Source organism: Actinomadura rugatobispora (genome assembly GCF_055379765.1).
In genome coordinates this window covers 3,564,306-3,576,357 of the sequence record NZ_AP029191.1, presented here as the reverse complement: position 1 = coordinate 3,576,357, position 12,052 = coordinate 3,564,306, and the positions used below count along the sequence as shown (strand labels likewise).

Below are 12,052 nucleotides of genomic sequence, written 5' to 3'. Positions count from 1 at the left end.
ACGCCTACGAGGGCGCCCACGAGGCCGCCCGCGACAGCGCCTATGACAACGCCTACGACAACGGGATGCCGGCGACCGGCCTCACCGGGGCCCGCTGGCTGAAATCGCGGCGCAGCAACTCCCAGGGGAACTGCGTGGAGATCGCGGAACTGCCCGGCGGGCACATCGCGATGCGCAACTCCCGGCATCCGGAGGGCCCCGCCCTCATCTACACCCGGCCCGAGATCGAGGCGCTGATCCTCGGGGCCAAGGACGGGGACTTCGATCACCTGATCGCCTCGTCCTCCAACTGATCCGAAGCCATACGCCGGGCGCACCCGCTCGCGCATCCGCGCCCGGCCCGATCCCCCGCGCTCCTGAGCCCCGTCACACGGAGGCGAGCCCCTCCGGCTCAGGCTCCGCTCCGGCCGCTCCGGCCCGCTTCCGCCGCTCAGGCTCCGCACTGGCCACTGTCGCCACTCCGGCCCGCTCCGGCTCCGCTCCGGCCTCCCGGCCGCTCCGGCCGTTCAGGCTCCGCTCTGGCCCGCTCCGGTCACTCTGGCCGCTCTACCCGCTTCGGCCGTTCAGGCTCCGCTCTGGCCGCTCCGGCCTCCCGGCTGCTCAGCCGCAGTTCGCGTACGACGACGTGGCCGACCCCGAGCCGAACCGGACGCACTGCCCGGCCGCCGAGACGTACACCGGCCCCGCGTACCAGGCGTACGACCCGCTGTCGGCGACCTTGCTGCCGCCCTGGCGCTGGATCCACACCGACGCCGACGACGCGCGGCCCACGTTCTTGGTCTTGATCAGGACGGCGCAGTTGTAACCGGAGCTGTTGTAGAGCTGGTACGCCCGGCCGCCCGAAACCGCCATCGAGCGCTGCACGTAATACCCGCCGCCGTGGCCGCCGGAGTTGCACACCTGCTGGGGCGTGTACTTGTTGGCGGGTTCGGGGGTGGAGCCGCCGCCTCCCCCGCCGCTTCCTCCGCCCGGCGGGGGCGTGGACGGCTGGCCGGAATTGCCGCCCCCCGTCCTCGGGGTCTCCGAGGTGCCGGGCTGCGCGCCGGGGCTCTGGGAGTTCTTCGGCTTGGCCGTCCCCTTGCCCGGCGTGGGGTCGGGGGCGCCGGGGAGGTTCTCGACAGTGACGGGGCCGTTCGGGCCGTTCTGCTGGGCGGCGGCCGCACCTGGGCCCTTGTCGCCGCCCGAACGGGTCGCGGCCCACACCGCGCCGCCGGCCAGCAGTGCCGCGACGGCGGCGGCCGCTGCGATCGGGACCAGCAGCCGTTTTCGCCCGCCCTCACCCTGGCCGCCGGGCCGGTGCTGCTGCCCCGGCATCGGATGCGGGTGAGGAGGCGGCTGCGGCACGGTGCTGCCGTGCACCCCGTGCTCGCCGCCCGACCTCGGGTCGGTGGCCGCCATCGGGGACGCCGCGGCGTGGAACTGGGGCGGGGGCGGAGGCTGCGGCGGGGCCGGGGACGGAGCCCGGGGAACGCCGGCCGCGCCCGGCGCGCCGTCCGCGGGAGGGCCGCCGGGCACCGCGCCGGCACCGGGTACCGCACCGGGCATCGGGACGGCGCCGGGCACCGCACCGGCACCGGGTACCGCACCGGGTACCGCGGCGGCTCCCGGGACCGCGTTCGGGGCGGCGCCGACCAGCCGTTCCTGGGCCTCGCGGGCGGTGGGACGGCGCTCGGGCTCCTTGGCCAGGCAGGCGTCCACCACCTCGCGCAGCGGGCTCGGCAGGTCGCCGAGGTCCGGCGCGCCGGTCAGGATGCGGTGCATCACCGCGGCCATGTCGTCGTTGCCGAACGCGGGCCGCCCGGTCGCCGCGAACACCATCGTGGTGCCCCAGGCGAACATGTCCGAGGCCGGTCCGACCGCGCCGCCGCTGAAGTGCTCGGGCGCCATGTACGCGGGCGTCCCGACGTTCTGGGTCTCACCGGCCGCGCCCAGCGCCCGCGCCACCCCGAAGTCGATCACGCGCGGGCCGTCCGGGCCCATCATCACGTTGTGCGGCTTGAAGTCGCGGTGCACGATGCCGGCCTGGTGGATCGCGTACAGCGCGGTCAGCGTGCTGATCGCGAGCCGTTCCAGCGCTCCGCCGGCGCGCGGCCCCTCGGCCTGCACCTGCAGGTGCAGCGACTGGCCGGGCACGAACTCGCTGACGATGTACGGCTGGTCGCCGGCCAGGTCGGCGTCCAGGACCTGCGCCGTGCAGAACCGGGCGACCCGCTTGGCGACCGCAAGTTCCCGGACGAACCGGCTGCGCGCGGACTCGTCCCCGGTGAGCCCGGAGTGCAGCAGCTTGACGGCGACGTAGTCGGACAGCCGTTCCGGTTCGCCCGTTCCCGCGCGGCGGCCGAGGAAGACCGCGCCCTGACCGCCCTCGCCCAGCCGGCCCAGGAGCTCGTACTCCCCGAGCGCGGTCGGGTCGCCCGACCGCAGCGGACGGGTGTCCGGCATCGTCCTGTCCGTCACGCCACTCTCACTTCGTCGCATCCGCCTCTGGCCTTGCAAGACTATTGGTCGATCGAGGGTGCGCGCTCATGAACGAGGGCGATCGCGACCGTCCTGCCGGATGTTCGCGCAGGTCCGGGCCGGTTCAGCCGACAGGCGCGGGGCGGCCTCCGTCTACGAGCGAATGCTCGTTCTACAGTGCGGAAGACCCCCGGCACCGCACGTTCCGGTGTGCCGGGGGCCTGCTTCTTATCCGGGTTTTCGGTCAGGCCGGGTCGGGACCGCACCGCCAGAGGCGCCGCTCCGCCCGGCCGTGCTCATGGCCCGGCGGACCCTCCGGGGCATGACCGCGTTCCAGACGCGCCGCCACCGCGAGCGCCCGCAGCGAGGTCGACTTCACATGCTTGTGCCCGGCGCCGGTCCGGGCCTGGGGAATGCTGCTACGCACCAGATACTCCATGGGGGTCGGATTACCCGAATCATCCGGTCGCGCACCTGCCCGCGGACCGGGTCGGGAAGCGCGGGACGATCACCGCGCCCCCGGTACAACCCCAAGATCGTCCACGGTATTCCGAGCGAGCGTTCGATTTTTTTGGCCCCCTGAGGCGGCGCTAGGTTGGCAGGCCACGCCCCCCGCCGAGGAGACCCCCGATGACGACCGCCTACTACGACGATCTGGCCGGGCTCCTGCTCGCGCGCGGCCTGCCCGCCGAAGAGGTGGCCGACACCGTCGGACGGCTCGCCGCGCACGCCGCCGGCGCCGACCCCAAAAACGAGTACGGCCCCTGCGCCGCCCTCGCCGAACGGCTCACCGGCGCCGCGTCCGGCCCCGTCGACGGCGCGCCCAGCCCCGAGACCGACCCCACCGCGCGCACCCGGACCTGGACCGCCGACGCGTTCGGCGACCGCGCCCGCCTCGACGCCTTCGGCGCGGCGGGCTGGGAGGTCGAACGGGTCGACGAGCGCGACCGCTTCGTCGCCCGCCGCGACCTCACCGACCCGCGCCGCTGGGAGTACCGGCGCGAGACCGGCGACGCCGCGCCCCCGGACGGCGACTGGGAACCCTGCGGCACCTGGCTCTGCTTCCGCTACTACAAGCGCCCCGCGCAGGACGGGCCCGGCGACCTCTCCGGCGAGATCCCGCGGACCTCGTCCCGGCGCGCGCAGCTCTCCCTCATGGTCGCCTGCTACGTCGCCACCCTCGCCGCCATCGGCCTCGGCTGGACGATCTTCAACGGCTCCGGTTCCGGCTCCGGGACGGGCCTCGGCTTCCTCGGCGGCTTCCTGATCGGCGGCGCCGTGGCGGCGGGCGCGCTGGTGATCGCCCGCGCCCGCCGTCCCTGACACCGACACCCCTCGTTCACCGGTCCCACCGGTGACCGTTCCCCAACACCTTTTACCGTCGGTGCAGCCGCGGCTCCGGAACGTCTCAACCCCCCTAGGAGACAGCCGATGGAACGCCGTACCTTCATGCGCGCCACCCTGGTCGGGACGGGCGCCGCCGCCTTCACCGGCACCCTCTGGCAGCGCGCCGCCCTCGCCGCCCCCGCGCAGAACGCCCCCAGCCCCTACGGCGCGCTCCAGGCCGCCGACGCCAACGGCATCCAGCTCCCGCCGGGCTTCACCAGCCAGGTCGTGGCCCGGTCCGGGCAGACCGTCACCGGCACGTCCTACACCTGGCACAGCGCGCCCGACGGCGGCGCCTGCTTCGCCGACGGCACCGGCTGGATCTACGTGTCCAACGCCGAGGTGTCCGCCTCCTCCGGTGGCGGCGCCTCGATGATCCGGTTCAACTCCAGCGGCGCCGTGACCGGGGCGTCCCGCATCCTGTCCGGGACGGACCGCAACTGCGCGGGCGGCAAGACCCCCTGGAACACCTGGCTGTCGTGCGAGGAGACCGACACCGGCCGGGTCTGGGAGACCTACCCGTTCGGCGGCACCGCCGTGGCCCGTCCCGCGATGGGACGCTTCAACCACGAGGCCGCCGCGGCCGACCCCGTCCGCCGCGTCATCTACCTCACCGAGGACAAGAGCGACGGCTGCTTCTACCGGTTCGTCCCCACCACCTGGGGGGACCTGTCGTCCGGAACGCTCCAGGTGCTGCGCGCCGGCACCGCCACCTCCGGCACGTTCACCTGGGCGAACGTCCCCGACCCCGACGGATCCCCGACCGCGACGCGCAACCAGGTCTCGGGCGTCAAGCGCTTCAACGGCGGCGAGGGCTGCCACTACGCGGGCGACACCGTCTGGTTCACCACCAAGGGCGACAACCGCGTCTGGCAGGTGAACCTCGCCGCCGGCACCTACGAGCTCGCCTACGACGACAGCCTCGTCAGCCCCGGCTCGCCCCCGCTCACCGGCGTCGACAACATCACCGGCGCCTCCTCCGGCGACCTGTACGTGGCCGAGGACGGCGGCAACATGGAGATCTGCATGATCACCCCGGACGACAAGATCTCCGTGTTCCTCCGCATCACCGGCCAGTCCTCCTCCGAGATCGCCGGCCCCGCGTTCAACCCGGCCGGGAACCGCCTCTACTTCTCCTCGCAGCGCGGCACCTCCGGCTCGTCCTCGAACGGCATCACCTACTGCGTGACGGGCCCGTTCCGGACCTGACCGATACCCGATCTCCGGGCCGGCCGGTCCTGCCGTCCGGCCCGGAGGTCCAATACAGTCGTCCGCCGAACCCACCCGGGGAAGGGGACGATGCGCCGACTCGCAGCGGCGGCGGCAGCCGCCACTCTCGCCCTCCCCGCCCTCCCGCCGACCGCCCACGCCGCACCCGCCCCCTGCGACCTCCCGCGCGGCTACACCGGCCCCGTCGGCGAACAATGGGCCCGGAAACGCCTCGGCTACGACCGCGCCTGGACGCTCACCCAGGGCGAGGGCGTCCTCACCGCGGTCATCGACAGCGGCGCCGACACCCGCCACCCCATGCTGAGCGGCCGGATCGCCGACTCCGTCGACCTCACCGGCACCGGCGACCGCGACTGCGCCGGGCACGGCACCGGCGTCGCCGCCCTCATCGCCGGCCGCGACCCCCGCCTCGGCGGCGTCGCCCCCGCCGCCAGGCTCCTGATCGTCAAGCAGCAGCACGCCGAACGCGACGCCGACGGCGGCGCCCGCCTCCCCAAGGCCGTCCGCGCCGCCGCCGACGCCGGAGCCCGCGTCATCAACATCTCCCTCAAGGCCGCGCCCTCCCCGGCCCTCGACCAGGCCGTCCAGTACGCGCACACCAAGGACGCCGTCATCGTCGCCGCCGCCGGAAACGCCCAGGAACAGGACGGCGACCAGGGCGCCGCGTACCCCGCGAGCTACCCGGGCGTCCTCTCCGTCGCCTCCCTGGGACCCGACGGCGCCCGCGCCGAGAGCTCCGGCGTCCAGTCCAAGGTCGACCTCGCCGCCCCCGGCAAGGGCCTGATCACCCCGTGGCCCGGCGGCGGCCACAACCCGCAGGCCGAGGGCACCAGCTACGCCGCCGCGTTCGTGTCCGGGACGGCCGCCCTCGTACGGTCCCGCCACCCCCACCTGAACCGGGAGCAGGTCGTCAGGCGCATCCTCGCGACCGCCGACGGCAACGCCGGAACGGGCACCGGCCGCGGCATGGTCAACCCCGTCCAGGCCGTCACCGCCGTCCTGGCAGGAGAGACCGCCCCGCCGCCGGCGCCGTCCCAGCCGCCCGCGGCCGTCCTGGCCGCCCCCGAACCGTCCGACGACCGCACCCGCGCGATCGCCACCGCCGTCACCGCGGTCACCCTCACCGCCGCCGCCCTGGCCGCCCTGTCGGGCGTGATCGTCCCCATGGGCCGCCGCCGCAACTGGCGCCCGGGCCGCGCCGCCCTCCCGGCCCCCGAGCCCGAGGACACCCCCGAAACAGCCCCGCCGTCCACCACGATCGGCACCCCCTAGGAGGCGTGCAACCCCGTCTGCACCAACCGCGCCCCGGCCCGCCGATCGGCCAGCGTCCCACGTCCCACAGGCAGGGGCGCCGGGCGGACCTCGTGGAAGAGCGGGCCCTCCTCCTTGGTCCCCGACATGATCAGAGCGGGCGAGGCCATGTCCTTGAGCTGCTGGAGGACCGGGTCGTACAGCGCCCGCCCGGCACCGCCCATCGCGCGCGACAGCACCAGGTGCAGTCCGATGTCGCGCGCCTGGGGGAGCAGCTCCAGCAGCGGCAGCAGGGGGTTGCTCGACGTGGCGACAAGGTCGTAGTCGTCGACGAAGAGGAAGACGTCCGAGCCCTTCCACCACGAACGGTCGCGGAGCCGGTCGGGCGGCAGGTCCGCCGGGGGCAGCCGCTCGCGCAGCGCCTCCGCGAGGTCCTCCACGAGTTCGGACGCCGCCGACGCGGACGCGGCGTACCCGATCCGGTGGCCGGTGTCGGCGGTGTCCAGGAGCGCCCGCCGGTAGTCGACGAAGAGGAGCCTGGCCTCGTCGGGGGCGTGCAGGGTGACGAGCCCCTCGGCGATGAGGCGCAGCAGGTTCGACTTGCCGCACTCGGTCTCGCCCACGACCACGAAATGGGGATCGACGGCGAAATCCAGCTGGACGGGAGCCAGCGCGTCCTCGTCGATGCCGATCGGCACCCGCCACGCCTCCCGGGGGACACCGGCCAGCCCGGAGGCCGGCAGCAGGCTCGGCAGCAGGCGCACGGGGGGCGCCTTCGGGCCCTGCCAGGCCCCGGCGACGAGGTCGACCGTCGCCGCGACCCCGTCGGCCAGGTCGTCGGTGGTGCCGCGCCCGTCCAGACGCGGCAGCGCCGCCAGGAAGTGCATGCCGTCCCGGGTGAGCCCGCGCCCGGGACGCCCCTCCGGGACGTTCTCGGCCAGCCGCCGGTCGACCTCGGACTCGTAGGAGTCGCCGAGCTTCAACTCCAGCCGCGTGCCGAACACGTCCCGGATCCCCATCCGGAACTCCGACCACTTCCCGGCCGTGGCCACCACGTGGATCCCGTACCCGAGCCCGCGCGCGGCCAGATCGGTGATGGCCTCCTCGAGCTGCTCGTACTCCTGCCGCAGGGACGTCCAGCCGTCCACCACCAGGAAGACGTCGCCGAAACCGTCGCCCGGGACCCGCCCCTCCGCGCGCATCCGCCGGTACGCGGCGATCGAGTCGATGCCGCGCTCGGCGAACTCCTGCTCGCGCCGGTCGAGGAGCGTGGACACCTCGGCGACCGTACGGCGGACCCGGTCGGGATCCCGCCTGCTCGCGACGCCTCCGACGTGGGGCAGCCCGGCGAGCGCGCCCAGCGTTCCGCCCCCGAAGTCCAGGCAGTAGAACTGGACCTCCTCGGGGGTGTGCAGCACGGCGAGCGAGGTCAGCAGCGCGCGCAGCGCGGTCGACTTGCCGGTCTGCGGCGCGCCCACGATCCCCACGTGCCCGGCGGCGGCCGACAGGTCGACCCAGAGCGGCTCGCGCCGCTGCTCGAAGGGCCGGTCGATGACGCCGGCCACGGCCCCCAGGCGTCCCCTCCCCTCCCAGCCGGCCGCCGTGAGCCCCAGCCCGGCAGCGGCCGACAGCGGCGGCAGCAGCTGGTCGACGGACGGCGGGACGTCCAGCGGCGGCAGCCAGATCCGGTGCGCCGGCGCGCCCCTGTCCGCGAGCCGGTCGATCACCGCGGTGAAGAGGGTCTCCCCGGTCGCCGGTTCGCCGGGTAGGGGGCGGGCGCCCTCCCCGGCAGGTGGACGCTCGTCGGCCCGGGGGGCGATGCGGTCCAGCGTGTACGGGGTGATCCGCCGGTGCCGGATCGTGCCGCTCGGCCGGACGTTCTCCTGCCGCCCCTCCCCGACCGGACCGGAGACGTAGGCGGCCTTGAACCGCACCATCTCGCTGATGGACACCTTCAGATAACCGTTGCCCGGCTGCGACGGGAGCTCGTAAGCGTCGGGCACCCCCAGCACGACCCGCGACTCCATCGCCGAGAACGTCCGCAGCCCGATCCGGTAGGAGAGGTGTCCGTCGAGGCCGCGCAGCTTGCCCTCCTCCAGACGCTGCGAGGCCAGGAGCAGGTGGACGCCCAGCGAACGGCCCAGCCGCCCGATCATCACGAACAGCTCCGCGAACTCCGGCTTGGCCGACAGCAGCTCGGAGAACTCGTCCAGCACGACGAACAGCGTCGGGAGCGGGTCGAGCCGCGCCCCCTGCTCCCGCGCCTTCTCGTAGTCGCGGAGCGAGGCGTAATTGCCCGCCGCGCGCAGCAGCTCCTGCCGGCGGACCATCTCGCCGTTCAGCGCGTCGTACATGCGGTCGACGAGCGGGAGCTCCTCCTCCAGGTTGGTGATGACCGCCGACACGTGCCGTAGCCGCTCCAGCCCGAGGAACGTCGCGCCGCCCTTGAAGTCGACGAGCACGAAGTTCAGCGTCTCGGACGGATGGGTGAGCGCGAGCGCCAGCACGAGCGTGCGCAGCAGCTCCGACTTGCCCGAGCCGGTCGCGCCGATGAGCAGGCCGTGCGGGCCCATGCCGCCCTGCGCCGACTCCTTGATGTCGAGCTCGACGGGACGGCCTTCGCCGTCCACCCCGATGGGCACGCGCAGCCGGTTGCGCGGTGCCTTCGGCTGCTCCCAGGCGCGCTCCGGCTGGAGGTCGTCCAGGCCGTCCAGGCCGAGCAGCGAGGTGAGCGTGAGGTCGCCGGCCAGCGCGTCCTGCTCAGGCTCGCCAGGTGCCCCGGCGCGCAGCGACGCCAGCCGCAGCGCGAGCCCTTCGCCCTGGACGGGGGTGAGGGCGTCGGGACGGCCCAGCGACGCCGCGACGTCCTTGCCGGTGTGATCCCGCTCCAGCATCTCCAGATGGTCCGCGGCCACGCGCAGCCGCAGCATGGTGGCGTCGGGCGTGGGGGCGACCGCGCCGTCGAGATCGATGACGCACACCCCCTTGATCCCGTCCGCGCCGAGCTGGGAGTCGGGGGTGACGGTGCCGCCGTCCACGATCACGACGTGGAACGGCAGGTCCTGCGCGTCCACGCCGGGGCTGAACCGCGGCCGGTCCTTGAGGTCGTCGTCCAGGAGGCGTTCGAGGTCGGTGAGGGAGCCGGCGAACAGCCGCACCGGGCCCGCCGCGTCCTGCTCGTCCGGGTGCAGGCAGTGCGGCAGCCACTTGGCCCACTCCCAGTCGCGCACCCGCTCGGGCGCCGCGCAGATCGACAGGCGCACGTCGTCGGGCGTGTGGAAGGCGACGAGCTGGGCCACCATCGCCCGGACCATCTCCCGCACGGCCGACGCGTCACCGGTGGGCAAGATCCGCGCGAACGCGGGCAGGGACACCGCCACCGGAAGGTCCGGGACGGTCGAATGCGCCCGCAGGAACCGTCTCAGCGCCCCCGCGCACATCGGCTCCAGATCCTCGATCGGCCGGGTCTCCGGGGTGATCAGCTCCAGCGCGAGCCGCTGCCGGCCCCGGCCGATCCGCACCTGGCCGAAGTCCTCGTCCGCCGGGCGCCGCTCCCAGAGCCGGTGGCTCATCGCCAGCGACCACAGCGTCCGCGGGCTGGGGCCCGTCCATTCCAGCGCTTCGCGCTGCTGCGCCGCGGCCTTCCGGACGCGCCCGCGGACCTGGTCGAGGTGGCGGTAGTAGTCGCGGCGGGCGGCGTTCAGCTGCTGCTTGCGCTCTCCGGCGCCGTGCCCCATGTGCCCGAAGCCCATCCCGACCATGGACAGCACGAAGAGCCCGCTGGCGATCCACATGATGGGGTTCCCGCCGCCCGCGCCCCCCGCGCCGCCCATGAACATGAGCCCCATGGCGCCGCCGCTCGCCGCCATCGGCAGGTACATGAGGGCGTTGGCGAAGCCCTGATTGATCGTCTCCGGGATCTCGGGCGGCGGTTCCAGCAGGATCTCGCCCTCCGGAAGCCGGGGAGGAGGCCGTCGCTCCGGACGGTGTACGAGAACGATGCCCAACCCTCAGGCCCTTCTGCCCTGTTTCGGTACCCCGGGAAGCCAGGAACCGGACAATTCACCCGCTCATCTCCGACTGTGGGAACGTGCCGCAGATCACCATCGGAGTCCGGTTGATATCCAAAAGCCCCCGATGCCCCCGACATTCCCCGTCGACGCGTGTCAAAGTATCATCGTGCGCCGTCCGCCAGATCGGGGTTTCTTCCGCGTTATGATCATGCTCCCTTTTTCTTCTGTGCCGAATACCGGTTCGCCTCATGACCGAATCGGCGCCACGGAATCACCGGGCCGGCGCCCGCGGAGAAGCGCCGCCGAAGGTGTGAGACCGGAGGCCGTGTGAACACGTTGGCTGGGGCCGACCTCTGCCGCGTCGTACTGGTCGCCCCGCAACGGCGCGTCGACCTGTCGCTGCCCGCGGACATTCCGCTGGCCCACCTCCTGCCCACCCTGCTGCAGGTGGCCGGGCGGGAGCTGGCGGACGCCGGGCTCGCCCATTCGGGCTGGGTGCTCCAACGGCTTGACGAGCCTCCCCTGGACGAGTCACAAACACTGTCGTCCCTGGGCGTGCGCGACGGCGAGCTGCTCTATTTCCGTCCCGAACTCGCCCAGCTGCCCGAGGTCACCTTCGACGACGTGGCCGACGTCGTCGCGACCGCCGTCAACGAGCACTCCGAACGCTGGCGTCCGGAGAACACCCGCCGTTTCGGACTGGCGGCGAGCGCGGCGCTCCTGACCGCCGGCGCGGTCGCGCTGGCTCTGGCCGGCCCGTCCTGGGGGCCGTCCGCGATCGCCGCGTCCGCCATCGCGGTGGCGCTCCTGCTGGGCGGCGTCGTCCTCTCCCGCGCCGTCGGCGACGCCACCGCGGGCTCGGTGCTGGGCTTCGCGTCACTTCCGTACGCGTTCCTCGGCGGCCTGCTCGCCCCGGCCCGCCCGGTCGAGCTCCTCGACCTGGGAGCACCGCACCTGCTCGCCGCCCTCGCCGCCGCCACCCTCGCGGCGATCACGTCCGCCTTCGCCACCACGGCCGGACTTCCCACCTTCCTCGGGGTCGGCTTCGCCTCACTCCTCGGCGTCGTCTCCACCGGGCTCGTCCAGGTCGCCGGGCTCAGCCCATACGGGACGGCGGCGTTCGTGGCGTCGCTCTGCCTGACCTTGACCGCGCTGATCCCCTCGCTGGCGTTCCGGCTGGCCCGCCTGCCGCTGCCGCCCGTACCGGAGACCGCCGAAGAACTGCGGAGCGCCCAGACCTTCAACGGCTCGATGCTGCTGCGCCGCACAAGAGAGGCGGACCGCTTCACCACCGGGCTCGTGGCCGGTGTGGGGCTGGTCGCCCTGGCCGCACAGTTCTTCCTTGTGCCCGGCAAAGGCGTACTGCACATCATCATGAGCGTCTGCATCTCGCTCGTTCTCCTGCTCCGCGCCCGCGTCTTCCACGGACGATGGCAGCGGACGTGGATGCTGGGCGCGGGCCTGGCGGGCCTGGCGCTCCTGTGCCTGCGCTGGGCCGCCACCGCGCCCGTGCTCGCCGTCATCGTCCCCATGGTCCTGGCCGTGACCATCACCATGCTCATGGCGCTCCGGCTGCCCGCCCACAAGCCGACGCCGTTCTGGGGGCGGGCCGGGGACATCGTCGACCTGGCCCTCGTCATCAGCCTCTTCCCACTGGCCATGGGCCTGCTGAACCTCTACTCCTGGCTGCGCGGCCTGGCCGGCTGATCTCGGGG

The 12,052-nt window shown here is 73.7% G+C and carries 8 protein-coding genes; 5 read left to right on the top strand and 3 right to left on the bottom strand.

The window, feature by feature from the left end:
• The first annotated feature begins 65 nt into the window (after positions 1-65).
• Entirely contained in the window at positions 66-293 is a 228-nt protein-coding gene (locus ACZ466_RS15215) for a DUF397 domain-containing protein (RefSeq protein WP_378288106.1), read from the top strand.
• 307 nt (positions 294-600) lie between these two features.
• Here the strand turns inward: ACZ466_RS15215 and ACZ466_RS15210 are convergent, their stop codons facing one another.
• Together ACZ466_RS15210 and ACZ466_RS15205 are read right to left on the bottom strand one after the other, a co-directional pair.
• Positions 601-2,457 carry a serine/threonine protein kinase gene (locus tag ACZ466_RS15210; RefSeq protein ID WP_378288072.1) on the bottom strand — a complete coding sequence of 619 codons (1,857 nt, stop codon included), beginning with the start codon at positions 2,455-2,457 and terminating at the stop codon, positions 601-603.
• A gap of 244 nt (positions 2,458-2,701) precedes the next feature.
• On the bottom strand, positions 2,702-2,884 hold the full coding sequence (locus tag ACZ466_RS15205; RefSeq protein WP_378288073.1) for a hypothetical protein: 183 nt from the start codon (positions 2,882-2,884) through the stop codon (positions 2,702-2,704).
• 203 nt (positions 2,885-3,087) lie between these two features.
• On the opposite strand from ACZ466_RS15205, the gene ACZ466_RS15200 reads away from it, so the two are divergent.
• The 3 genes from ACZ466_RS15200 to ACZ466_RS15190 all read left to right on the top strand — a co-directional run bounded on the left by ACZ466_RS15200 (position 3,088) and on the right by ACZ466_RS15190 (position 6,345).
• Complete coding sequence (locus ACZ466_RS15200; protein ID WP_378288074.1) at positions 3,088-3,780, top strand: hypothetical protein; 693 nt, start codon at positions 3,088-3,090, stop codon at positions 3,778-3,780.
• Positions 3,781-3,888: 108 nt separating this feature from the next.
• Positions 3,889-5,052, top strand: a complete 1,164-nt coding sequence (locus ACZ466_RS15195; protein ID WP_378288075.1) for an alkaline phosphatase PhoX — start codon at positions 3,889-3,891, stop codon at positions 5,050-5,052.
• Between the two features lie 90 nt (positions 5,053-5,142).
• The gene (locus tag ACZ466_RS15190; RefSeq protein WP_378288076.1) at positions 5,143-6,345 is read left to right on the top strand and encodes a S8 family serine peptidase; all 1,203 of its coding nucleotides are present in this window, start codon (positions 5,143-5,145) and stop codon (positions 6,343-6,345) included.
• On the opposite strand, the gene eccCa is transcribed toward ACZ466_RS15190, so the two are convergent.
• Complete coding sequence (eccCa, locus tag ACZ466_RS15185) at positions 6,342-10,331, bottom strand: type VII secretion protein EccCa (protein ID WP_378288077.1); 3,990 nt, start codon at positions 10,329-10,331, stop codon at positions 6,342-6,344. The genes ACZ466_RS15190 and eccCa overlap by 4 nt on opposite strands.
• Positions 10,332-10,664: 333 nt before the next feature.
• Here eccCa and eccD point away from each other — a divergent pair, with 333 nt between their 5' ends.
• Positions 10,665-12,044: a type VII secretion integral membrane protein EccD gene (gene eccD / locus ACZ466_RS15180; RefSeq protein WP_378288078.1), complete on the top strand. Its 1,380-nt coding sequence runs from the start codon at positions 10,665-10,667 to the stop codon at positions 12,042-12,044.
• The last annotated feature ends 8 nt before the right edge of the window (positions 12,045-12,052 follow it).

Excerpts from the sequence above, each read along its gene's own strand:
- ACZ466_RS15215 (WP_378288106.1), top strand. The coding sequence starts at position 66 with ATGCCGGCGACCGGCCTCACCGGGGCCCGCTGGCTGAAATCGCGGCGC.
- ACZ466_RS15200 (WP_378288074.1), top strand. The coding sequence starts at position 3,088 with ATGACGACCGCCTACTACGACGATCTGGCCGGGCTCCTGCTCGCGCGC.
- ACZ466_RS15195 (WP_378288075.1), top strand. The coding sequence starts at position 3,889 with ATGGAACGCCGTACCTTCATGCGCGCCACCCTGGTCGGGACGGGCGCC.
- ACZ466_RS15190 (WP_378288076.1), top strand. The coding sequence starts at position 5,143 with ATGCGCCGACTCGCAGCGGCGGCGGCAGCCGCCACTCTCGCCCTCCCC.